The sequence below is a fragment of the Isosphaeraceae bacterium EP7 genome (assembly GCA_038400315.1).
In the GTDB taxonomy this organism is placed as follows: Bacteria; Planctomycetota; Planctomycetia; order Isosphaerales; family Isosphaeraceae; genus EP7.
Window position 1 is genome coordinate 3,026,739 of the sequence record CP151667.1, and the last position, 22,272, is coordinate 3,049,010.

A 22,272-nucleotide genomic window follows, 5' to 3' on the forward strand; every position below is an offset into this window, starting at 1 on the left:
CCGGGCGCGACAGCGCATCGGCACCCGACTCAAGGCTAGGTCACGGCTGGCGGGCTGGGAAATGCCGGCCGACTATTGCCCGGGGAGTTCGGGCAGCTCGACCGAGGCGGGGCGGACCTCGGCGTCGAGATGGCCCGGCGCGGCGGCGAGGGTCCTGACCGGGTCGGGACGGGCCCCGGTGCGTGCGGCCAGGATGGCGTCCAGGCCAACCCGGGCTTCAGAGGATTTGGGCTTGGCCGCAAGGGCCGCGGCGTAGGCTTTCTCGGCCTCGGGCATGTGGCCTTCCATCGCCAGGATCAGGCCGAGGTTGGCCTGCGCATCGGCGGTGTCGCAGCCGGCGCGACGGAACTCGGCCAGGGCCGCGTCGGCGTCGCCCTGCCGGGCCAGCACCAGGCCCAGGTTGTTGTGGCTCCGCGAGTGGGCCGGCTCCAGCTTGATCGCCTTGCGGAAGCAGGACTCGGACTCGGCCCAGCGGCGCTGGAGGTAGTAGCCGTAGCCCTGGTCGCACAGCAGATTGGGGTTCTTGGGGTCGAGCTTCACCGCCCGTGCGAACTGCTTCGACGACTCGTCGAACTTGCCGGCCATGCCTACCAGCACCGCCAGCCGCGCGTGGGCGTCGGCCCGTTTGGGATCGCTCTCGATGGCCTTGCGGTAGGCCGCCTCGGCCTCGGTCGGATTGCCCGACTCCTCGAGCGACCGGCCCATGGCCACCTGCATGTCGGCGGCCTGCCGGTGCGTCACCTTCGACGCCCGGCCGGTGTCCAGCAGGCCGGAAGAGGCATGCGCGGGGGCCTTCCGGCCGTTGTGAGAGCAGCCGACGAGCAGGAGGACCAGGGAGACAACGGCGGTCGGATGGGCCAGGCGGCGCGAATTCATCGGCGGGCTCCTGAGCGGGGCGTCATCGGGAGGTGACGCCCGAAGGGCTGTTCACGCCGTTGCTGTCGATGGGGATCGGAGGCCCGAAGTCCTTCGTCCGATCCAGCGCATTGGCCCCGATGATCTGGGCGTCGATCCCCGAGATGCCCCTCGACATCGGCTGGCCCACGAGCACCCGTTCAATGGGGGCCGGGTAGGGGCTCGATGCCAGGGCCGCCAGCACCGACGCACGCCGGGCCTCGGCCAGCCCGGGGTTCTCGGGCGTGCGCTCGATGATCAGCGGGAAGGGGCTGGCGGCCAACTGCGCCGCGAGCTTGAAGACCTGGTCGCGGCCCCGGGCGTTTAGCTCGACGGTATCGTCGACGAAGTCGTACCGGAACAGGGTCAGGCGGGCCGCCGCGCCATTGGCGACCATGGCCCGGCCGTGGTCGTGCAGGGCCGAGCCCAGCGGGCGGGGCTCGTAATTCTCGGGGTAGCCGCCGAGCTTCCCCTGATAGCGTCTCCAGTGCCACCAGCGCCGCTTGTGGGCCACGAACTTCGGGCTGTGTCGCTCGGTGGCCACAGGATCGAGGGGATCGGGCCTCCAGCTGGGCAAGACGCCCGTCGGCGGCACCTCGATGACCGACGGCCGGGGCATCAGCGGGGCGGCGACGGCCACGGGCTCGGGGGATAACTCGGGCAGGGGATCGGGAAGGCCTTGCGCCCGTGCGGTCGTGGCCGAGAGGCCCAGGCCCAGCATCAGGCCGGCGGCCTGGCGCCGGCGGTTCGTCTTGGACATCGCCAATCCTCTGGCCGCGCCGGCGGCGTTGGGGGTCGTCACTTGGAAAAGCCCGAGGGGCCGATCAGGTGCCGCTTCTCGACGAGCGAGCTTCGCACCAGGTGCAGAGGGTCGTCGTACGAGGTGCTCGACCGGCCGTCGATGCCGGTGCGTCCCTCGATCCGATTGAGGAAGAAGAACTCCAGGTCGTTGGGTTCCGACACCTCATCACCGGGAACGGGCGGGACCTGCCCGGGGGGCATCGGCTCGATGATGTAGGGGGTCACCAGCACGATCAGCTCCTTCTCCACGCGATTGCTGCTCGTGTTGCTGAAGAAGGTGCCGATGTAGGGAAGGTCGCCCAACAGGGGGATCTTCTGGGTGTTGCCGGCCAGGTCGAGCTGCATCAGGCCGGCGATCGCTAGCGTGTCGCCCTGCCGCAACTCGACGGTCGTGTGCGACTTGCGAACATTCAGGCCCGGCACCGGGCTGCCACCGGGCACCAGCGTGGTGGCCAGCGTGGTGTCGACCGTGCTGACCTCGGGGTCGACCGTCAGCCGGACGGTGTCGCCGTCGACGATGATGGGCAGGAACGCGAGCCGAACGCCGAACTCCTTGAACTGGGTCGTCGAGGCCCCGCCGCCGCCCGGCGCCCCCGCCCCGACCCCCGAGAACGAAGGGACGGGGAACTCGCCGCCGGCCAGGAAGTTCGCCTGATGGCCATTGAGGGCCACCAGGTTCGGCTCGGCCAAAATCTTGACCAGGCTGTTCCTCCGCAGGGCCGTCAGGATCACGTTGAACTGGCCGTGGGAGAACGTGCCGAAGGCGGTCGCCTGCGAGCCCAGGGCCAGGTTGGCGAGGGGCCGCCCGGCGGTCGTTGCCTGCTGGAACGTGCTGGCGCCAATCTGCCCGGGGGTCAACGCGTTGCCGGCGATCTGGGTGCCCAGCAGCGTGCTGAATTGCGGGATGATCCCCAGCAAGTCGGCACCGATCTGGCGGAACCCGGTCCGGTTCAGCTCGGCCACGCGCACCTTCAGCAGGACCTGCTGAGAGGAGGGGACGCGGATCAGGTTGATAACCTGGGGCTGGTTCGTGACGATCTGCCCGACCGTATAAGTGGCTGCCAGGCCGGCCTGGCCCGAAGCTCCCCCACCTTGCGCGGCCGGCGTATTGAGCAACGCGCCCCCCGACAGGCCGGACGGGATAGGCTCCACCGGCAGAGGAGGGACGGCCACTCCCTCCGGATTCGGCGCCAGAACTTTCTCGTCCTTGTTGGCCACCTGACCGGGGATTTGCACCTGGCGGACCGACTTGAAGAAGGTCTCGATCGTCGCGATGATCCGGCCCACCTGCGTCGCGTCGCGGGCCTGCCCCTCGACGACAATCTTCTCGCGTAGTTGAAGCAAGTTCAGGCTCGCGTCGGGGAAGCTCTGGCGGAGCATGGCCCGCAGCGGGTCGAGGTCAGCGACAACCCTGACCTCGAAGTCGTAGGAACGACCCGTGCTGTCGGTGACCGTCAGGTCGGTCGAGCCCAACGACTTGCCGATCAGCCGCAGCTGCCTCGGCCCGACCTGGAAGAAGTCGACCACGCTCGGGTCGCCAACGGCCAGGAACGGCGCCGGCTTGTCTTCCTGGGCCAGGTCATCCTTGAACGTGAGAAACCGACCCTGGCCCAGCTTCACCTCGATGGCCGACCCCGACCTGGGGGAAAGCTCGACGCCCTCGATCGGCGAAGGAGAAGACGAAGGACGCGAGATCGGAGTCGGCTCGATCAGGGGCGAGGGGAGGGGAGGCGGGGTCGGGGACGGCATGATGAGCCCGTCGCCCGCAACCTGTCCGGCAGCCGGCCCCACGCCGAGGCACAGGGCCCAGATCGCCGCGAGAACGCGTGCGAAATGGACGAGCCCGATGCCAGTCGGCAAGTCGCGGCATTCCGGCATGAACTCGCCCCCGCGTCCATAAATCGAGACAACCCCTACAATCCTATCGGCCGAGTCTCGCCAGATCTGGAGCCGAAGGGCGGGGCAAATCCGATTGCGCGGACATTAAGGGCTTCGGATTCATCCGGGCGTCAACGCCCTTCGAGGAGCCAGGCCTCGCTGAACGTGGCATGGTTGACCACAGTCCGCTTCTCCGAGGTGTAGACGAGATGGATCAGGCCGTCGCTGGCCTGGAGCACGATCGGGTAGCCGAAGTCTCCCGGCCCTTCCACGAGATTCCGTCGAACCGGATAGGTCTTATCGCCGTCGGACGAGACGGCCGCGGCCAGCGGTGTTCGTTTGGTCATGCTGTCGTTAAACACGAGGAGCAGCCGGCCTGACTTCAACTTGAGGAAGTCAACCGCCGCGTTCGGGTTCGGGAACACCGAGTCGGTCCCCTCCGCCCACGTCCTGCCGCCATCGAGCGACTCGGACCTGACGATGTAGCCGATCGTCTTGGGGCCGTAATCGCCGCCCCGGCGGCAATAAGCGACCAGGTGGTCGGCGGAGAGCTGCACCACGGCGGGCTGGATGTTCCCCTTCTTCGACCGGATCGGTCCCGAGAGGGTCCAGGCCCGAGTCTTGGGGCTGTAGCGGAAAAACAGCGAGACACTCTCGGGGCCCACCGACTCGGGGTCGGCCCCCGTCTCTCGGTAGACCGGAAGCAGGTAGTCGCCGTCGTCGAGCACGATCGGGCGGTTACGCACCATCATCCCCTCGTCGAGCGAGAGCACCGAGGAGTCGGACCAGGTCTTCGCACCGTCGGCCGAGACTTTCACCTGGATACGCGAGGTCGACCACGTCTCGCCGTACCGGACGACGTAAAACAGCCAGACCAGGCCATCGGGCGCCTGCCAGATCACACCGTTGCCCACGGATCGGAATGGGTCGTGCGCGACGACCACCGGCTCCGACCATTTCGTCTGGCCCTTGACCAGCCGGGATCCGAAAACGTTCGTGTCCGTGGCATACTCGCCAGCTCCGCCATAGTAAACTAGATACAAGTCACCGTTGGACAGCTCGGTCAGGCAGGCCGGATGCTTGTAAGGCCCGGTCGGGACTTCGGGGCCGAAGACGCGTTCGATCTTCGGGCCCGCCGCCCCAGCCCGTTGCGCTGCCGCGGCGGGAACCGGCTCGGGCGAGGCCGCGAGGGTCAACAGGGCACACACCAGCGTCGTTGCAATCATCGGAGCACCTCGGAGCTGAGATGTTGTCGGTCATCGATCCACCGGGCGGGGGGCGAATGCCCGGCCGGATTCGTCGCCATGGTGGCGAGAAGTGCGGCGCCGGGTTGCAAGGGCGGCCCCGGCACCGGACCATAGCAGCACACAGGCGTGGACGGGGCAATTCAATGGGATCGCTCACTCCAGCGGAGACTTGACCATGGCCGATCAAACCCGCCCCTCGTTCGACCGGGCGGATCTCATGGAACGGCTGGATAGCGACATCGAGCTCATCTCCGAGCTCGTCCAGATCTTCCTGGAAGATGCTCCTCAACTCGTCGAGGAGCTGGGCGCCGCCCTCGCTCGCGGCGACACCGCCCAGGTCCACCGGTCGGCCCACAGCCTCAAAGGGTCCGCGAGTAACTTCTCCGCCGGACCCGTCGTCGAGTCGGCCTTACGGCTGGAGCTGATGGGTAAGTCGGGCAATCTCGCCGACGCGCCGAGCGAGTTCAGGGCCCTGGAGGCCAACCTCCTGGACCTTGAGCGAGACCTCAAGGTGCTGGTGACCGAGGGCAATCGTGAGGCGAGCTGACCCCCCGACCGGCGCCCGTTCGGGGTCAATCCGTCATTCGGCGCGTTCGGCCAGCGCCCTTCGATAGTCGGCCAGGAACTCGGCGGTGGGGAGCCCGAAGGGACGGAACTTCTCCAGACGGCCCTGCTCCTCTTCGTGCAGGTAGGCCCGGTTCGTCCCCAGGCGGCTGGCGGCCGGCCCGTCGACGAGATTGCTCGAATCCGCGGGGCTCATCTGGAAGAGCACCCTCGAGGAGAACTCGCGCATCGCGGGGCGGTCGAACGACCGGTTAGCGTTGTTCAGCGAGTCGGCCCAGGCCAGGACGTGAATCCCCAGCGGCGGCCCCTCGCGCAGGAGCGTGGCCAGCCGCTCGGCGGGGCTGACCACCTTCTCGGCGCCGTAGCTGCCAAACCCGCCGTAGCTGTCCTCGGCCCGCCGCAAGTCGCGGAACCGCTGGAGGTCGTGGATCAGGACGAAGACCGCCTGGGCCTCGGCCGATGCGTCTCCCTGACGCCGCTCCAACTCTTCGCCCAACGCATTGAAGGCCGTGCCGACGTCGCGCGTGCCGACCATGTCAACCCGATGGGGCAGCCCCTCGGTCATCGACGCCAGCACGCCCGCGGTCGACGCATCGACGGGCGTGCCGTCGATCAGGATGAACCTCACCTGGCTGGGCGGAAGCTGCGCGGCGAGGCTCAGCAAGCACGACGCCATCACGGCCGTGGCCATCTCGTCCTGCTGGCCGATCAGGAGGAGGTTGGCACCCCCCTGGCGGCGGAACGTCGCGGCCGTCGGGTCCTTGATCGCGATCGCGTCGCCCAGCCAGGCATGCGGCACCTTGGGAGGTTCGGGCCAGCGCCCGGGGGTCGGCTCCAGCCAGCGGGCCAGCAGCGGATTCTGCTCGATCCGGGCCGGGATGTTCCCCTCGAAGACCAGCGGCGGCCGGCGCGGGACGGCCGAGGGCCGCTCGCGGTCGAGCCGCTTGACCTCGTCCAGGTAGACGTCCCGGCGCTCGTCGGAGAGCCAGACCACCTGGAAGATGTGGTTCCCCTCGATCATCCCGTTGGCATCGTTGTAGATCGCCTCGCCGGGGCGGGACAGCAGCCGGGCGGCCGAGTTGTCCTCGCTCAGGATCAGATGGGCGTCCGCCTCGCTGCACTGCAAGGCGATGCGCACGGCCATCTGGCCCAGGGTGCTGCGGGCCAGCGAATAGGCACCGCTCAGGGTCTGCGAGCCCAGGTGGACGTGAATGCCGAAGGCACGGCCCTGGCGCACCAGTCGGTCGAGCAGCAAGGCCGCCTCCTGGCCGAGCTTATCGTCCTCGACGAAGAACTCCTGGAACTCGTCGACGATCAGGAGAAGACGGGGCATCGGCCGGTCGGGCACCGCCTTGCGGTAGGCGGCCAGATCCTGCGCGCCGGCGTCGCGGAATTGGTCCCCGCGCTGCTTCAGCTCCTCGTCCAGCCGCTGGAGGACGCTCAGGCCGAACTCGCGCTCGCTCTCGATGGCGACCACCCGGGCATGCGGCAGGCCGTGCACCGCGTAGGTCTTGAACTCGACCCCCTTCTTGAAGTCGATCAGGAACATCTCGACCTGGTCGGGCGAATAACGCAGCGCCAGGTTCGTGATCAACGCATGAAGCAGTGTGCTCTTGCCCGAACCCGTACGCCCGGCGATCAGGACGTGCTGCGCCGTGCCCCGGCCCAGGGTCAGGTGCTGGAGCCTGGTGGCCCCTGCGCGGCCCAACGGCACGTCGATCCCCTTGGCGCTGTCGGACATCCAGTAATCGGCCGGGTCGGGCGCGATCACGTGGAAGGGGACCTCGACGCGCCCCGCCTCCTTGGCGCGGGCGCCGGCCGACTGAACCATCGCCGTGAACACCTCGGCCGGCGGCGGGGCGTCGAGCGTCAGCGGATACAGGCCGCCGAAGGGGCTCCCCCTCCAGGTGAATTTCCCCTCGCGCCAGGCCAGCACGGTGGCGTACGCCTCCAGGTCCTTCAGCGCGAAGCCCTGCGGCAGCGGCAGCCGCTCGTCCACCGAGATCAGGGTCGTCACCCCGCAGCGTGCCCCCCCCGCGGCGACGCTCAGCAGCCGCCGCGCCGCCTGGTCGCTGAACCCCGCGGGGAAGTTGGCCACCACCAGCACGCGGAACGGCTCGGCCACCTCGCCGGCGTGTTCGTTGTAGTCGCGGATCGACGTGTACTCGTTGCGCAAGTACTTCTGGATCACGTTCTCCATGTGCTCGGTCAGGTCGACCAGCCGCTGCTCGATGTGGCGCTCCTCGGTCCAGATCCTGCTGGTGACCATCGACTCGTCGAAGTCGACTAGGTGCATGAACGCGGCGAAGTTGCGGCCCAGGCCCACCGGGTCGATGATGGTGAACTTCACCTTGCTCGCCGGCAGCGAGGTTAGCCGCCTGAGCATCGCCGCCTGGATCGCATCGACCGCCCGGTTGCGCCCCTCGCCGTAGGCCCTAAGCAGCAGGGAGCCTTCCTCGGGGAACGGGATGAGGGCCGGGGTCGAGAACGCCGAGGGGCCCATGACACGCAGGGCCTCGTCGTGCGAGATCGCGTCGGGAACCTCCGCCGGGTCCACCGCGAGCGACCCGAACCGCATCGTCGCGGGCACCAGCGTGTTGGGCCTCCACTCGTCCGCGGGGCGGCGGGCCCAGTCGAAGAAGAGCCGGCCCGCCACGGAGTCGATCGCGGCGATCTCGGCGTCGACCCGGCCCAGGCCGTCGCGCCATCGGTCGGCCATCTCGGCCCACTCCGCCTCGTGGCGAGCTCGGTTCGCCACGATCCGCCGCTCGTGCTCGCGGTCCAGGCGCCGGCCATCCTTCTCGTAGCCCAGATCAGCCTCGTCGCGGAGCCTGGCGGCGTCGATCTCGATCCTTCCCAGGCCATCCAGGCGTTGAGACTCGGCGTCGGCGATCAGCGGCTTGAGCATCGCATCGGCCGCCTTCAGCTCCGAATCTCGCCTGAACGTGACCTGCGCCAGCTTCGCGTCGTGAGCCTCGTCGCCCGCCCGCTGCTCGGCCTCGTGGCGGCTCTTCGCCGCGGCCAGGTCCCGCTTCGCCTCGTCTTCATGGCGCAGCTTGACGGCCGGGAACAGCCCGGCCAGTAGCCCGATCGTCGACGAGAGCTTCGCATGCGGACCGGAGACCTTCCGCCTGGCCAGCCCGACCAGCCAGGGTCGCAGGCCCACCCCCAGGGCCAACCCGACCGCCGCGCCCGCCGCCGCGCCGATCGTTTCGGCCGCGAACCACCCGGCCCCCGCAAGGGCGGCGATCAGCGCCGCGACCGCCCACGGATACGTCTTCCAGGCCAGCAGCTTCGGCAGGAGGAGCCCTTCCAACCGCTCCAGGTCGGCGGTCGCCTCGGCCACCAGGCCCCTCACACGGGCGAACAACTCCGAGGCCGTCTCCCCCTCGGGTGCCGCGGCGGGGGCGTCAACGGCCGTGCCCGGGAGACCCGAGAAACGCCCGGTGCGAGAGAGCGTCTCCAGGGCATCCTGCTCGATCGGCCCATAGGCTTCCTTCTCGTCGGCCTGGTCCTTTCCCGCCTGGTCGAGCCGCTTCCGGATCCCATCGCGGCTCGCCTCGGCCACGGCGCCGGCCTGCCATCGTGCATCGTCGCGGGTCTTGACCGCCTCGTCCCGGTCGCGGCTGAAGATCGACCTGGCACGTCGCGTCGCCTGCTCATACGCCGCCTGCGCTGCCGCCTGCGCTGCCTCGGACTTGCGGATGAGCGAGGCCCGCCTGTCCCCGGTCTCGCGTTCGAGCACCTCGATTTGCTTCTCGTAACGCCGCCGGAGCCCGTCGCGCACCCCCTCATATTCCTGCGTCGCCGACAGCTTCTCGTCCTCGAACCTCCGCTCGACCCGAACCTCGGCCGCCGCCCGTTCCTTCGAGAGTCTCCCAAGCAGCTCCAAGGCCTCGCGCTGGCGGTCGACCAGGTCGCGGCCGTCCCGGGGCGTCGCGGATGCGTCCGATCCGGCGGCCGACGGCGTGCGTCCCAAGGTGCTGCTCGCCATGGCTCGGTCGTCCTTTCAGGTGGGGCAGGGGCGGGGACCCGGGGCCCGTCACGTGACCGGGCTCTCGCATGGTGCGTTCGATACTCAGGAATGACGGCGGCGACACGGCCGAGTGGCCCCTGTCCTGTTCCCGTCATTGTAAACAACGCGACGTGGACGAAGCGGCGAATCGAGCACGCGGAACCCGAATCGCCGCAGCTCAGTCCAACGAGGCCGCGTCGCCGCACTCGCGCTTCATCCTGGCCAGGATCTCGCCCAGCTGGTCCATCGCCCGAATGGTCGTCTCAGTCTGAATCTCGAGCGGCGCGATCTGCCGCTGCTCGAAGTCACGCCTGACCTGGTCGGACCAGCCTTCCTTGGCCGTCTCCCATTGAGCATTCAGGGTCTTCATCGCATACCGCAACCTGCTCGCGCCGGCGCTGCTCATGGCGTGGTCCCCCCCGGTTCCGGCGCCATCGGGGGCGCCGTGGGCATCATCGGCGGAGCGATCGCCGCGTAGGCATCGATGGCCGTCATCATCCGGTCGAGCATCGCCACGCCGTTCTGCACGCGGCCGTTGACCGTGTCGTCCAGGCCCCGGCCGTGGGACTGGTATTCGGCCACGGCCTGCTGGAAAGTCGCCACCCAGCGCTTGACCAGCTCCAGCTTCTCCTCGGCCTCGCGCAGCCGACGGGTCGCCATCCGCACGATCTCCTGCTGCTCGGTGTCGTTGACCGAGTCCATCGACATCTTCATCAGCTTTTTGCGGTGCAGCTCGGTCCGCGCCATCGAGAGCTCGCCGGCGCGACGCTTGATCTGCTCCTGCCAGTACATCCTCTGGCGATTGACCAGCCAGTCCGTCGCCCGGGTGATCTCCATCTGCGTGGCGCCGATCGCCTGGCGAGCCTCCTCGGCGAAGAGCGCCAGCGCCTCGCGCGCCAGCCTGATCGACTCGATCGACTGCACATTCGCCGACTGGCTCATGGCGGTCCGTCCCCCCCCGTCCGTTGGCACCGGCCCACGCCCGTTCGCATCAACGCTGCTGCAAGTACTCGTCGATGCGGTCGGCCTTGCGCATCAGGAACGGGATATGCTGGTTGGAAACCTCGAGGAATCGCGCGATGGCCTGGATGGTCGCGTCGAACTCCTCGGCGAACTTCTCATGCTCCTTGTCGCGCCAGGTCTGGCTCAGGCCCTGGAACTGGCCGCGGAGGGTCCCCATCTGGGTCCCCACCTCGTCGCCGAATCGCTTCAGGCTCTGGGCGAACCGGCGCATCTCGGCCGGATCGACGACTGCTTGAGACATGTCCGTCGCCCCCTTCGGATCGGGTCGTGCTGCGAATCGGCCCGGAATTCCAGCCTAACCGCCTGCCTACGTTGAGTAAAGCGCCCGACGACCCCGCCGGGCGCGCGCCCGGCGGCCTCAGTGCTCCTCGGAAACCAGGATGAGCATCGACCTCGCCTCGACCCGGTAGGGGTGCAGCACCTCGATGCGCGGGCCCTGGTCCAGCCCGACCGCGTCGTCGGGCGACGGCAGCGACGTGTCCACCGCACGACGCCAGGCCCGGCCCGACGGCGAGGCCGGCACCTTGTACGTCACCGGCTCCGAGTCCGAGTTGAACACGACGTAGATGTCGCGGTCGACCACCCCGGGGCGGTCGCAGCGCCGGCCGTCGAGGATCATCGCCAGGCCTCGGCTCTCCGGGCCGAAATTGGGCCGGCAGGGCTCAGTCCCGTGCCAGGTCACCTCCGGCGGCGACTGCCCGCTCATGAACGTCTTACGCCTCAGCACCGGGTGCCGCTTGCGCAGGGCGATCATCTCGCGGGTGAAGCGCAGGAAGTCGGCGTTCTCCTCGACCAGGCCCCAGTCCAGCCAGCTGATCGCGTTGTCCTGGCACCAGGCGTTGTTGTTCCCCTCCTGGGTGCGCAGCAGCTCGTCGCCCCCCAGCAGCATCGGCACGCCCTGCGAGACCATCAGCGTGGCCATCAGGTTGCGCACCTGCCTGCGGCGGATCGCCAGGACCTCGGGGGCGTTCGTCGGCCCCTCGACGCCGCAATTCCAGCTCATGTTGGCGTCCGCCCCGTCGCGGTTCCCCTCGCCGTTGGCCTCGTTGTGCTTGGCGTTGTAGGAGACCAAGTCGTTCAGCGTGAACCCATCGTGGCAAGTCACGAAGTTGATCGAGTGCAGCGGGCCGCCGCCGTGGTGCAGGTCGTCGGAGCCGCAGAGCCGGGTGGCCAGTGCCGAGGTCTGGCCCGGCTCGCCGGTCCAGAATCGGCGGACGTCGTCGCGATACCGCCCGTTCCAGACCCCCCAGCGAGACCCGCCGGGGAAGCTCCCCACCTGGTACAGGCCGGCGGCGTCCCAGGGCTCGGCGATCATCTGCGTGTCGGCCAGCAGCGAGTCCTCGGAGATCATCTCGATCACTGGCGGCTCGAGCAGCACATTCCCCTTGTTGTCGCGCCCCAGCACGCTCGCCAGATCGAACCGGAACCCGTCGACACCCGCCTCCACCACCAGGCTGCGCAGGCACGACAGGATGAGGCCGCGGACCACCGGGTGATTGCTGTTGACGGTGTTGCCGCAGCCGCTGAAATTCATGTAACGACCGTGGTCGTCCATCATGTAATACAGCAGGTTATCCAGGCCCCTGAAGCTGTACGTCGGCCCGTGCTCGCCCCCCTCGCCGGTGTGGTTGAAGACCACGTCGAGCACCACCTCGATCCCCTGATCGTGGAACGCGCGCACCATCCACCGGAACTCATCCCAGGCGCCCACCCCCTCGGGCTGGCTCGAATAGGCCGCCTTGGGCGCCGCGTAAGCGATCGGGTTGTAGCCCCAGTAGTCGCGCAGCCGCCTGCCCGTCATCGGGTTGAAGAACGGGCACGCGTCCTCGTCGAACTCGTCGATCGGCAGCAGCTCGACCGCCGTGATCCCCAGTTCCTTCAGGTAGCCGAGCTTCTCCGTCAGCCCCGCGAACGTCCCCGGATTCCGGACGGCCGACGACGGGTCGATGGTGTACCCGCGCACGTGCATCTCATACAGGATCGTGTCCTCGCGCGCAACCCGAGGCCCGATCGCCGACTCCTCGTCGCCCATGTGCCGGTTCAGTAGGCTCCGACGCGACGAGTGGACGTTCTTGCCCCAGGGTCGCCCGCACGACAGGGCCCTCGACGCCGGGTCGATCAGCACGTTCGCGGGGTTGAACCGGTGCCCGAGGCCCTTCGGGCCGTCCACCCGGTAGCCGTAGCAGAACTCGTCGGGCAGCCCTTTGACCCGCACATGCCAGTGCTCGCCCGTCCGGTTCAGCTCCGGATCCAGGAGAATCTCGGCGGCGATCTCCGGGCTGCAAGGCTCCGAGACCACCAGCGTCACGCTCGTCCCCTCGCGGCAGACCAGGGCGAAGTTCACCCCCTCCTGCGTGTTCGTCGCCCCCAGCGGCAGCGGCCGCCCCCGGCTGACCCGCAAGGGTTGATCATGGAACAAGTGCTGGACGACCACATGCCCGTTCTCCACCTCGGTCGGCGGCGCAGAACCTCCTTGAGCGGCGGGCGGGGCGATTTGTGCCGACATGAAGACCTCGACAATTAAAACCAAACTCGCGGCCGACGCGGCCGGTGAATCCGGCCTCGACGATCAACTTCCCCAGGTTACCCGGCCCGCCCGAGGAGGGGCGGCGGCATGCGTCCATCATCGGTCCCTTCGGCCACCCGCACCACCGGGACAAAACCACACCAAGACCGACTGACCAACGCTTGACTCGATTCGTCCGCAAGCCCCTCGTCTGCCGAATCGACTAACGCAGGCAAATTGATTCACGCACCCACGTCGCGACGATTCCCGTTTTCGCGAGCCCGCGCCACGATATTCCCCGACCGGCGACCGCCTGCCCAGCAACGCAAAAACCCGACTCTCCCCTGGAACTGGGGAGAGCCGGGCGGGTTGGGCGTGACGGGGCTGCTGGGCGTGGCTCATGGGTGTGTGGGGATTCATCGCCCCGTCACTTTGTCTCGTCGGGAGGGGGCCAGGTCAGGCTCCCGCCATCCCTACGTTGCAATCCCTCGGCTCGTGACTCTCGGGCTCGACGGCGTCGACAAGCAGCGACGCCACCAGCAGCTCGACCGACACGTTGATCCGACGGGCCTGGGTTTTCAGCTTCCGATACAACGAGCTCGACATCCGCACCGCAAGTTCCGGATCGGTAATCATCGGTTGAGTCCCTTCCCCTTTGATGAGACGAGGCGAATCGCGTCGAGTCGGATCCGGCGGCCTCATATCAGCAACCTAAGTCGCCGACCTGCCGGGGAGCGGGCCTTTTTCCGGCAATTTTTCGCCGCGTTTGGCGACACCTGAACTTGCCGTGCAAAACCCTACAATCGATCGACAAAGCAATCCGCATGCCGACATCAAAAGACTCGCCGAACGTCCCTCCCTGGCCGATCTCGATTCACCCACGGACGACTCATCCTTCGGCCGGCTTCACCTCGATCTTGGGGAATAGCGGGGCCGGTTTACCCCCCACCAGCTCGGCCGTCACACGCAGCGAGCCGATCGCCGGCCGCACCAGCGCATCGGCATAGCCCACGCCCTCCCAGGGGGCCGCCCCTTCGAAGTCGAACGCCTTGTAGAAGGTCGAGGCCGTCCCGGGCAGGAACGGCTTGAGCAGGATCGCGATCACCCGAAGCGCCTCGGCCAGGTTCAACAGCACGACCTTACACGCCTCGGGGTCGGTCTTGATCAGCTTGAACGGCTCGGTCGTCTGCACGTACCGGTTCGCCGCGTCCAGCACCTCGAGCCAGGTCTTCTGCAGCGCCGTGCTGTACTGGAACCCCTCGACTAGCTCACGCAGCTCGCCCACCAGCGCCGGCAGGTTGAGCCCCGCCTGCCAGTCGGTCGTGTCCACCGCATCGGCCCCGTCCAGTGTCCCGTTGAAGTACCTCATGCACATCGAGAGCGTCCGGCTGTACAGGTTCCCCAGGTTGTTGGCCAGGTCGGAGTTGTAAAGCTCGGCGAACCGCTCGTCGCTGAAGTTGCCGTCGCCGCCGAACGGGCATTCACGCAGGAAGTAGTACCGGAACGCGTCGGCCCCGTGGGCCTTGTAGACCTGCATCGGGTCGATCGCCGTGCCGGCCGACTTGCTGATCTTCGCCCCCTTGTTGTAGACGAACCCGTGGGCGAACACCTTCCGAGGCAGCGGCAGCCCCGCCGACATCAGCATCGCCGGCCAGAGTGCGCAGTGAAACCGCGTGATGTCCTTGCCGATCACGTGCACGTCCGCCGGCCAGATCCGCTCGAACCGCTCCTGGTCCGTGCCGTACCCGATCGCCGTGATGTAGTTCAGGAGCGCGTCGAACCAGACATAAATCGTCTGCTCCGGGTCGAACGGAACCCGGATCCCCCAGCTGAACCCTTTCCGGGTGATCGAGACGTCCTGCAAGCCCCCATGAACCAGACTGAGCACCTCGTTGCGCTTCCCCTCGGGCTGGATGAAGTCGGGGTTGGCGGCATAGTGCGCCTGCAACCGCTCGCCGAACGCCGAGAGCCGGAAGAAGTAATTCTCCTCCTCGACCTTGCGCAACGTGAGGTGGGGATGGTCGGGGCACTTCCCGCCATTCTCGCTGATTTCCTTCTCGGTCTTGAACGACTCGCAGCCGTCGCAATAGAGCCCCGTGTACGACTTGCTGTAGATGTCCCCGGCGTCATAGACCGCCTGGATGAACTTCCGGCAGCCGACGTGATGTCGCTCCTCGGACGTCTGGATGAAGTCGTCGAACGAGACCTCCAGCGCCCTCCAGACTTCCTTGAACTGCCCGGCCATGTCGTCGACATAAGGCTTGGGCTCAACCCCCAGCTCCGCGGCGCGCTGGAGCACCTTGATGGTGTTCTCGTCATTTCCCATCAAGAAGTGGACGTTCATCCCCTCCATCCGGCGAAACCGGGCCTGCACGTCCGCCCCGATCTTCTCGAACGCGGTGCCGATGTGCGGCCTGCTGTTCGGATAATCAATCGCCGTGGTCAGATAGAACGTCGTCTCGTCGCGCATCACTGTTCCCCGGCCCCGAAAGGCCATTCCGCGCAGAGTCCTGCGCCCATCGCTGGCTCTCAACCCACCAGACACACAGCCCATCGCCGCCGTTCACCTATCCTACGAAATCCGCCCCGGCGGCGAGAAGCCAATCGCCCCCGGACGCAAGCCAGGCGGGCCGGGGTCGGCAGGCTTGCACGTTGACTCGGGCGAACTCGACGGCCAACATCATGCGTTGCATTCATGACTTCGGCGCCTCGGAGATTCACCGATGCGACTCCTGCCGGCTCGGCCACTTGCCGTCGCCCTGGTCCTCCTCCTCCCGAAATCCGGCCCCGCCCAGGTCCCTCCCGCGGCACCCCCTGGCGCCGGGATCTTGCAGTTCGACCCAATCGGCCCGATCGATGAGGCACGGATCGCCGGCCTCGCGGAGGGGAGCAACCCCAGGGTCATGACCTGGCCACGGGCCATGACACTGGCATTGATCCGGACACGCGACGCGAAACCGCCGCGGTTCGAGTCGCTCGACCTGGACCGGATGAATGAACTGGCCAAGGCCCTCGGAACCGACGACTTCGCACGCTTCAAGGCCGACTTCCTCTCGACCAAGGCGTTCTCCGACCCGTCCGCCGACCTGATGAACCTTCAGGCCCGCATCCTGGTGATTGACAACACCCGTCGGAAGGTCGACTTTTTCAATCATCTGGAGAGAGTGATCACCGAACTCGCCCGGGTCGATGCGTCGGGATTGAGGCAAAGCGATCTCGACCGATTCGACACCACGCTCATCGAAGCCCGACGGGACCTCGACCGGGAGATCAACCGTTACCGAGACGGCCTGGATGCCTTGAAGGTCTCGCTCGGCCTGTCGGCGCACGCCCCCTTGATCGTCGACACGTCGCCCCTCGCGGGGTTCCGCGAGGTCTTTGCGGCCACCGACCGATGGTTCCAGGACCCTCGCCGCAACATCAACGATCTGGACCGGTTCGCGGAACGGCTCCCTTCGATCGGCGAAATCTCGATCGAAGGCCAATCGATCCTTGGCGTGATCGAGAGGGAGCCCGATCGGCTGGAGAAAATGCTGTCGTTAGCGACCCGGATCGCATTGAAGAATCGGCGCGAGGGCGAAGATTCCGATGCGCTCGAACTGCGGATTCGCCGGCAACTCCGCCACCTGGCCGAGATCCGGGCCGACTACGAGGGAAAACGTCGCATATCGGTGCGATTAGCCAGGCAGTTGGACGCCGCCCAAGAACAGTTGATCGCGCCGCCGGGCGGAGAGGATGGCCAGACGACGTTGAAAATGGCCGGAATCACGCAGCAGATCGCGGAGAATCGAGACCGGCTCGTCCTCCTTTGGACCGCGTTCCGCGCCGAACGCCTGGCCCTCTACCGAGACCTGGGCCTCTTCCCCTTCGAGGATTGGTCCGCGTTCTACGGTCAATTCACCGCCCATCCCAACATCCCCGCCACACCGCCCCCAGTTCAGCCCGAAGACCCGACCCCGCGGGCGAACCCCGTGGACAATTGATTTCGCCGAAGACGGATCCTGCCGACATCCTTTTGCCGCCCCCCGCATTCAGGCGAGCACCCTTCCGGCTTACCTGGACGGCGGTACAATAACGTCGTCGACGCGGGCATTTCACGTCGCGATATAGGAGCGGCCTCATGATGTCCCTCGCCCGGGCCTACACCCTCCGTCAGATCCGAAGTCACGCCGACGACGCGGCCTGGTTCGCCTCAGAGCCTCGGGCGGATCGAGCCAGCATCGTCGAGGAGTTCGTCCGCCGCAGCAATGAACTCTTCGACCACGTCTCCGCCTGGGACACCCACTGGCACGGCCAAGTCTTCCGCGACGAGATCCCATTCACCCCTGAAGGCGAAGAGGAGGTTGCCCACCTCTCTCGTCTCTGGCTCGCCGCTTGCGCCCGCACCCTGGAGATGGCCGAGGACCAGAGTGGAAAGACAATCGAAGGACTCGACCGCCTCCGCCTCAATGCGGACGACGCCCGAGGCGCCTTGATGGATGCCGGCGAGTCTTCGGTGACGGGGAGAAACTGTCCCGAATGGAATCGGAAGCGATGACAACCTATCGCCGGGGCGAGACCGACCCCATGGAGGGCGTGGGCATTGACGAACCGCAGGACCCGTGAGTTCCGTGCTCAGTTCGCGGATATCCCCGACCCCATCCCGGTTCTCGCCCGTGCCGCCTTCGCCAAATTCATGGCCAATCCGATACACCCAGGCCTGAATAACGAACGGCTCGCCAAGGTGAAACCCTCAACGACAGGCGACCTTTTCCACTACGGAGAAGAGTCGGAAACCGACGCAAAAAACATTAATAAGCCGCGATATATTAGTTTATAATCTAAATTATTTAACCAATACAAAATTTCTACAGTTCCGAGCCAGGATTCATCTCATAAATACTGAATCGAATTATCACCTCTAATTGCGACGCAACTTCCGATGCTATTTCTAGCAATTTTCTGCCCGACGTTGGCATCGGAAAACGAGCAACAACATCGATCACGAGCTGACGTCCTTTGGCAGAAGGATAGACATCCCAAATCTGGCCACTCTCGATAAACTCGAAGTAAAAGTTCAATTTGGCCTGCAATGCGGAGAGGTGGGCATGCACATCGATCCAATCCCATGAGTCGGCAATAGTCAGGACTACAGATTCAGTACTAATCTCAACACCAATGGCATCGACTATGTTTTGGTTTTGAAGAGACATATATTATCGTATTCCTCCAACCCGCCAAGAACCCAAATCGTGTCGCCAGGTGTGGAATGATCCTTCTCGCCCCGCCGGACTTCAGCGGGGCGAGGGGATCGTCTCGACCTCGAATCAGACGTCACAAAGCGTCACCGCCTGCTCCAAGCCCGCCAGCGTATTCCGGGTCGGGATGAACTCCTGGCCGACGAAGCCGTCGTAGCCGATTTCCAGCAGGGCGTGCATCAGGGCCGGGTAGCTGATTTCCTGCTTCTCATCCAGCTCGCCGCGGCCGGGGTTGCCGGCGGTGTGGATGTGGCCGATGACGTCCTTGTGCTGGTGCAGGCGGCGGATCAGGTCTCCGTTCATGATCTGAACGTGGTAGAAGTCGAACAGGAGCTTCAGGTTGGGCGAGCCCACCCGGTTGATGATGTCGACGCAGTATTCGGTGTCGTTGCCCTGGTAGCCGGGATGGCCCTTCATCGGGTGGTCGGTGGCCCGGGTGTTGAGCATCTCAAGGCAGAGCGTCACGTTCTTGGCGGCGGCGTAGGGGACGATTTCCTTGTAGGCCTCGACGCAGTTGGCCGCCCCCTGCTCGCGGGAGATGCCGTCGGCCATGCCGGTGAACGTGATCACGTTCTTGCATCCGAACGCCGAGCAGGCGTCGATTGCTTCCTTGGTCGCCTTCATGACCTTGTCGCGGTGCTTCGGGTTGTTGAAGCCCTGGGTGAAGGGGGGCTCGGGCGCCATGTCGATGGTGCCGATGGCGCAGGTCAGGCCGTGCTCTTTCAGCACGGGGAAGTACTTGGGGTCGATCAGCTCGATGCTGCCGCAGCCCAGGTCCTTGGCCACCTTGCACATCTCCGGCACGTCCCAGGTCTCGGCGTAGCACCAGTGCACCAATGATTGCTTGATGCGCCCGTTGCGCGGCTTCTTGGTCTCGGCGGCCGACGCGGCCTGCGTGGCCAGGCTGCCCAGCAGGGTGGCCCCGGCGGCGGCCCCCAGCATCTGGCGGCGGCTTGTGCCTTGTCGGTCGTCGCGGGGCAGGGGGCTGATCTCGCTCATCGGGAAGGTTCCTTCGGTTTGGCTGGCGCCGGTGATGTTCACGGGCGGGCCGTCGACCCCTCGACGCCACGTCGCCCGCCCGCTCGCCCGGGCCGATCCCGATAGCCTAGCCGCACCGGGCCCGCACGCCAGTCCCCCGGAGACGGAATCGGGCCGGCTCGCGCGTTCGGTTGTCGAGCCGCCGGCCCGCCGGTATCGTGGAGCCGTGCGAGGCCCGCGTCACCCGCGAGCCCCTTCGTCCCGTCGCAGGAGTTCCGCCCCATGCCCGCCGCCACCGCCGCAGACGTCGTGACCAAGCAGATGTACATCGACGGCCGCTGGTGCGACGCGCGCGACGGCAAGACCCTCGACGTCGTCAACCCCGCAGACGAGTCGGTCGTCGGCCGGGTCGCCTACGGCGGCAAGGCCGAGGCCTGGACCGCCATCGACGCCGCCGCCAAAGCCTTGCCCGACTGGCGTGCACGCACCCCCTATGACCGCGCCAAGATCCTGAAGGCCACCGCCGACCTGCTCCGCCAGCGGCTCGACGCCATTGCCCGGATCCTCACCACCGAGCAGGGCAAGCCCCTGCCCGAGGCCAAGGGCGAGGTCAACCACACCGCCGACACCTTCGAGTGGTTCGCCGAGGAGGGTAAGCGCGCCTACGGCCGGATCATCCCAACCTCCAACCCCGCCAAGCGCCTGTCCGTCATCCGCCACCCCGTGGGCGTCGTCGGCACCATCACCCCCTGGAACTTCCCCGTCACCCTGGCCGCCCGCAAGATCGCCGCGTCGATGGCGGCCGGCTGCACCGTCGTCAGCCGCCCGGCCGACCAGACCCCGCTCACCCTCGTCGCGCTCTTCGAGTGCCTGGTCGAGGCGGGCGTCCCCGCGGGCGTGGCCAACCTCGTCATCGGCGAGGCCAAGCCGGTCGCCGACGCCTACTTCGAGCACACGGCCGTCCGCAAGATCAGCTTCACCGGCAGCACCGCCGTGGGCAAGGAATTGCTCCGCCGCTCGGCCGACCAGGTCAAGCGCCTCAGCCTGGAGCTCGGCGGCCACGCCCCCCTGATCGTCTTCCCCGACGCCGACGTCGCGCAGGTCGCCCAGGCCGCCGTGCTCGGCAAGTTCCGCAACAACGGCCAGGTCTGCATCGCCCCCTCGCGATTCTACATCCACGAGGACATCCGCGACGAGTTCACCGAGATCGCCGTCGAGCTGACCCGCAAGCTGAAGCTGGGCAACGGCCTGGAAGACGGCGTCCAGGTCGGCCCGATGATCGAGCCACGCGCCCTGGAGAAGACCGCCGGACTCATCGAAGACGCCCGGTCCAAGGGCGCCGACCTCCTCTCCGGTGGCGCCCGTTCCAACCGCTTCGACCGCGGCTACTTCTTCGAGCCCACCGTCCTCAGGGGCATCACCCCCTCGATGCGCATCCTCACCGAGGAGCCCTTCGCCCCGGTCATGCCGATCCTCGACTTCTCCAAGCTCGACGACGTGATCGCCCAGGCCAACAACACCCCCTACGGCCTGGCCGCCTACGTCTTCACCAACGACCTGACCGTCGCCGCCCGCATGGCCGAAGGCCTGGAAGCCGGCATCATCGGCATCAACGACCCCGTCCCGGCCACCCCCCAGGCCCCCTTCGGTGGCATGAAGGAATCGGGAGTCGGCCGAGAAATGGGCATCGAGGGCCTCGACGCCTACCTCGAGACCAAGTTCATCTCCACCGGCCTGCGGACCAGCTGAGTCCATCTCCCTCGGTCGGAAATCGAAGAGGCCCCGCCCGGGCGCGAGGGTGATGATAGGTCAGCCTCGACCTCATCACCCCCGCGCCCGATGAGGGGCCTCCGGTTCAAACTCGATCGCCGATGGCGACCGGGCGGTTACTTGCCGGCCAGTTTGCCGGGCTCGGCGCCGGCGACGACGGAGTCGGGCTCGGACTTGGCCCAGTCGGCGAAGCCGGGGACGTAGTGACGGCTGGGGATGTTCAGGCGTCCCAACGCGAAGGAGACCAGGGCCGAGCGATTGCCCCCCTGGGAGTAGACGATCACCGGGCGGTCGGACGAGATGCCGGCCTCGGAGACTTTCGCCTTCAGGCCGGCCTCGTCGAGGAACCGGCCGTCGGCGTCGACCAGCGAGTAGGCGTCGAGGTCGATCGCGCCCGGGATGTGGCCCGCGGGAGCGGTGCTGTTCTGGGCCTTCTTCTCGCCCCGGTACTCCTCGGCAGACCGGGAGTCGAGCAGCTGGGCCTCGCCTTTCGACAGGGCCTGACGCAGCTCGGACCGATCGATGATTTTCGATGCCTGGAAGTTCGGCCGGTGTTCGTAGGGGTCGATGGCAGCCTGCTCAGTGCTCACCGGTCGCTTCTCGCGCTCCCAGAGGGGGAAGCCGCCGTTGACCAGGCCGACCCTGGGCACGCCGGCATAGGAAAGCGACCACCAGATGCGCGACGAGTCGTGCTGGCGGTTGGCGTCATAGATGTAGATGGACTTCGTCTCGCTGTTGATCCCGAGCGCCGCCAGCGCCTTGCCCCAGGCCGCCTGGTCCTTGATCGTCGCCGGCTTGCTGAGCGCCGAGACGGCCTTGAAGTCGACCCAGACGGCGCCGGGGATGTGCCCCTTGTCGTAGTCGGCCCGAGATCGGGCGTCGAGCAGGCGAATGCTCGGGTCCTTCAGCTTCTCCTCGAGCTTCGCCTGGCCGATCAGATGCGGCCGGTCGTGCTTCGGTGCATCGGCCGCGAAGGCCTGCGTCGAGGTCGCCACCAGGGCCAGGGCGGACAGACCGCTGCGGAAGGTGCGGAGGCTCATCGAATTCTCTCCCGGGGACGCATCGTCCCCGTCGTTCATGGATGGAATTGAACAGGTGAATTCGCACGCGGCGACGGCGCCCCGAGGGCCTGCCATGTCCCCGGTCGCGAGGCGTGGCGGCACAAGTTCGGGGCGGGGCAGGGCCCGGCCGATCGTGCTTCAACTGGAATTTGGTTGGGCCGCGATTCACCGGTCGGGGCGACGGGTCGCGGCAGGGCTTCGCCCGACGTCAACGTCGGTTCGGGCGACTCACCCGGGGAGGGATCGCATCAACAACAGCAAAAACGATGAGCGTGGCTCATGTCGGCACCCGGTCATG

Annotated in this window: 18 protein-coding genes; 4 read left to right on the forward strand and 14 right to left on the reverse strand. The window is 67.0% G+C overall.

Annotation, left to right across the window (positions count from 1 at the left end; translation table 11 throughout):
• Window positions 1-72: 72 nt before the first annotated feature.
• The 4 genes from EP7_RS11670 to EP7_RS11685 all read right to left on the reverse strand — a co-directional run bounded on the left by EP7_RS11670 (window position 73) and on the right by EP7_RS11685 (window position 4,799).
• Window positions 73-876: a tetratricopeptide repeat protein gene (locus tag EP7_RS11670; RefSeq protein WP_463528024.1), complete on the reverse strand. Its 804-nt coding sequence runs from the start codon at window positions 874-876 to the stop codon at window positions 73-75.
• 22 nt (window positions 877-898) lie between these two features.
• The gene (locus EP7_RS11675; protein ID WP_463528025.1) at window positions 899-1,654 is read right to left on the reverse strand and encodes a hypothetical protein; all 756 of its coding nucleotides are present in this window, start codon (window positions 1,652-1,654) and stop codon (window positions 899-901) included.
• A 38-nt stretch (window positions 1,655-1,692) separates the two neighbouring features.
• Window positions 1,693-3,555, reverse strand: a complete 1,863-nt coding sequence (locus tag EP7_RS11680) for a type II and III secretion system protein family protein (RefSeq protein ID WP_463528026.1) — start codon at window positions 3,553-3,555, stop codon at window positions 1,693-1,695.
• Between the two features lie 149 nt (window positions 3,556-3,704).
• Window positions 3,705-4,799, reverse strand: a complete 1,095-nt coding sequence (locus EP7_RS11685) for a sialidase family protein (RefSeq protein ID WP_463528027.1) — start codon at window positions 4,797-4,799, stop codon at window positions 3,705-3,707.
• A 196-nt stretch (window positions 4,800-4,995) separates the two neighbouring features.
• Between EP7_RS11685 and EP7_RS11690 the strand changes: the two genes are divergently transcribed.
• A complete protein-coding gene (locus EP7_RS11690; protein ID WP_463528028.1) occupies window positions 4,996-5,367 on the forward strand; it encodes an Hpt domain-containing protein in 372 nt (123 codons plus the stop codon).
• A gap of 33 nt (window positions 5,368-5,400) precedes the next feature.
• Here EP7_RS11690 and EP7_RS11695 read toward each other — a convergent pair whose 3' ends face one another.
• The 7 genes from EP7_RS11695 to metG all read right to left on the reverse strand — a co-directional run bounded on the left by EP7_RS11695 (window position 5,401) and on the right by metG (window position 15,398).
• Entirely contained in the window at window positions 5,401-9,378 is a 3,978-nt protein-coding gene (locus tag EP7_RS11695) for an FtsK/SpoIIIE domain-containing protein (RefSeq protein ID WP_463528029.1), read from the reverse strand.
• Between the two features lie 199 nt (window positions 9,379-9,577).
• Entirely contained in the window at window positions 9,578-9,805 is a 228-nt protein-coding gene (locus EP7_RS11700; protein ID WP_463528030.1) for a hypothetical protein, read from the reverse strand.
• Window positions 9,802-10,341 carry a hypothetical protein gene (locus EP7_RS11705; protein ID WP_463528031.1) on the reverse strand — a complete coding sequence of 180 codons (540 nt, stop codon included), beginning with the start codon at window positions 10,339-10,341 and terminating at the stop codon, window positions 9,802-9,804. Before EP7_RS11705 ends, EP7_RS11700 begins: the two co-directional genes overlap by 4 nt.
• Window positions 10,342-10,390: 49 nt before the next feature.
• Window positions 10,391-10,663: a WXG100 family type VII secretion target gene (locus EP7_RS11710; RefSeq protein WP_463528032.1), complete on the reverse strand. Its 273-nt coding sequence runs from the start codon at window positions 10,661-10,663 to the stop codon at window positions 10,391-10,393.
• Between the two features lie 117 nt (window positions 10,664-10,780).
• A complete protein-coding gene (locus EP7_RS11715) occupies window positions 10,781-12,928 on the reverse strand; it encodes a glycogen debranching protein (RefSeq protein ID WP_463528033.1) in 2,148 nt (715 codons plus the stop codon).
• A 456-nt stretch (window positions 12,929-13,384) separates the two neighbouring features.
• Window positions 13,385-13,564, reverse strand: a complete 180-nt coding sequence (locus EP7_RS11720; RefSeq protein ID WP_463528034.1) for a hypothetical protein — start codon at window positions 13,562-13,564, stop codon at window positions 13,385-13,387.
• A 253-nt stretch (window positions 13,565-13,817) separates the two neighbouring features.
• The gene (metG, locus tag EP7_RS11725) at window positions 13,818-15,398 is read right to left on the reverse strand and encodes a methionine--tRNA ligase (RefSeq protein WP_463528035.1); all 1,581 of its coding nucleotides are present in this window, start codon (window positions 15,396-15,398) and stop codon (window positions 13,818-13,820) included.
• A 253-nt stretch (window positions 15,399-15,651) separates the two neighbouring features.
• Here metG and EP7_RS11730 point away from each other — a divergent pair, with 253 nt between their 5' ends.
• Both EP7_RS11730 and EP7_RS11735 read left to right on the forward strand, forming a co-directional pair.
• Complete coding sequence (locus tag EP7_RS11730; RefSeq protein ID WP_463528036.1) at window positions 15,652-16,911, forward strand: hypothetical protein; 1,260 nt, start codon at window positions 15,652-15,654, stop codon at window positions 16,909-16,911.
• 140 nt (window positions 16,912-17,051) lie between these two features.
• Window positions 17,052-17,465, forward strand: coding sequence for a hypothetical protein (locus EP7_RS11735; protein WP_463528037.1), 414 nt, complete (start codon window positions 17,052-17,054; stop codon window positions 17,463-17,465).
• A 310-nt stretch (window positions 17,466-17,775) separates the two neighbouring features.
• On the opposite strand, the gene EP7_RS11740 is transcribed toward EP7_RS11735, so the two are convergent.
• Together EP7_RS11740 and EP7_RS11745 are read right to left on the reverse strand one after the other, a co-directional pair.
• Window positions 17,776-18,120: a DUF6572 domain-containing protein gene (locus EP7_RS11740; RefSeq protein WP_463528038.1), complete on the reverse strand. Its 345-nt coding sequence runs from the start codon at window positions 18,118-18,120 to the stop codon at window positions 17,776-17,778.
• A gap of 114 nt (window positions 18,121-18,234) precedes the next feature.
• Entirely contained in the window at window positions 18,235-19,164 is a 930-nt protein-coding gene (locus tag EP7_RS11745) for a hydroxypyruvate isomerase family protein (protein ID WP_463528039.1), read from the reverse strand.
• Window positions 19,165-19,425: 261 nt separating this feature from the next.
• On the opposite strand from EP7_RS11745, the gene EP7_RS11750 reads away from it, so the two are divergent.
• Complete coding sequence (locus EP7_RS11750) at window positions 19,426-20,892, forward strand: NAD-dependent succinate-semialdehyde dehydrogenase (protein ID WP_463528040.1); 1,467 nt, start codon at window positions 19,426-19,428, stop codon at window positions 20,890-20,892.
• A 137-nt stretch (window positions 20,893-21,029) separates the two neighbouring features.
• On the opposite strand, the gene EP7_RS11755 is transcribed toward EP7_RS11750, so the two are convergent.
• Entirely contained in the window at window positions 21,030-21,953 is a 924-nt protein-coding gene (locus EP7_RS11755) for a sulfurtransferase (protein ID WP_463528041.1), read from the reverse strand.
• Between the last annotated feature and the right edge of the window lie 319 nt (window positions 21,954-22,272).

Bases quoted from the DNA above. Each gene is read 5' to 3' on its own strand.
- EP7_RS11670 (WP_463528024.1), bottom strand. From the start codon at position 876: ATGAATTCGCGCCGCCTGGCCCATCCGACCGCCGTTGTCTCCCTGGTC.
- EP7_RS11675 (WP_463528025.1), bottom strand. From the start codon at position 1,654: ATGTCCAAGACGAACCGCCGGCGCCAGGCCGCCGGCCTGATGCTGGGC.
- EP7_RS11685 (WP_463528027.1), bottom strand. From the start codon at position 4,799: ATGATTGCAACGACGCTGGTGTGTGCCCTGTTGACCCTCGCGGCCTCG.
- EP7_RS11690 (WP_463528028.1), top strand. From the start codon at position 4,996: ATGGCCGATCAAACCCGCCCCTCGTTCGACCGGGCGGATCTCATGGAA.
- EP7_RS11695 (WP_463528029.1), bottom strand. From the start codon at position 9,378: ATGGCGAGCAGCACCTTGGGACGCACGCCGTCGGCCGCCGGATCGGAC.
- EP7_RS11700 (WP_463528030.1), bottom strand. From the start codon at position 9,805: ATGAGCAGCGCCGGCGCGAGCAGGTTGCGGTATGCGATGAAGACCCTG.
- EP7_RS11705 (WP_463528031.1), bottom strand. From the start codon at position 10,341: ATGAGCCAGTCGGCGAATGTGCAGTCGATCGAGTCGATCAGGCTGGCG.
- EP7_RS11710 (WP_463528032.1), bottom strand. From the start codon at position 10,663: ATGTCTCAAGCAGTCGTCGATCCGGCCGAGATGCGCCGGTTCGCCCAG.
- EP7_RS11715 (WP_463528033.1), bottom strand. From the start codon at position 12,928: ATGTCGGCACAAATCGCCCCGCCCGCCGCTCAAGGAGGTTCTGCGCCG.
- EP7_RS11720 (WP_463528034.1), bottom strand. From the start codon at position 13,564: ATGATTACCGATCCGGAACTTGCGGTGCGGATGTCGAGCTCGTTGTAT.
- metG (WP_463528035.1), bottom strand. From the start codon at position 15,398: ATGCGCGACGAGACGACGTTCTATCTGACCACGGCGATTGATTATCCG.
- EP7_RS11730 (WP_463528036.1), top strand. From the start codon at position 15,652: ATGCGACTCCTGCCGGCTCGGCCACTTGCCGTCGCCCTGGTCCTCCTC.
- EP7_RS11735 (WP_463528037.1), top strand. From the start codon at position 17,052: ATGTCCCTCGCCCGGGCCTACACCCTCCGTCAGATCCGAAGTCACGCC.
- EP7_RS11740 (WP_463528038.1), bottom strand. From the start codon at position 18,120: ATGTCTCTTCAAAACCAAAACATAGTCGATGCCATTGGTGTTGAGATT.
- EP7_RS11745 (WP_463528039.1), bottom strand. From the start codon at position 19,164: ATGAGCGAGATCAGCCCCCTGCCCCGCGACGACCGACAAGGCACAAGC.
- EP7_RS11750 (WP_463528040.1), top strand. From the start codon at position 19,426: ATGCCCGCCGCCACCGCCGCAGACGTCGTGACCAAGCAGATGTACATC.
- EP7_RS11755 (WP_463528041.1), bottom strand. From the start codon at position 21,953: ATGAGCCTCCGCACCTTCCGCAGCGGTCTGTCCGCCCTGGCCCTGGTG.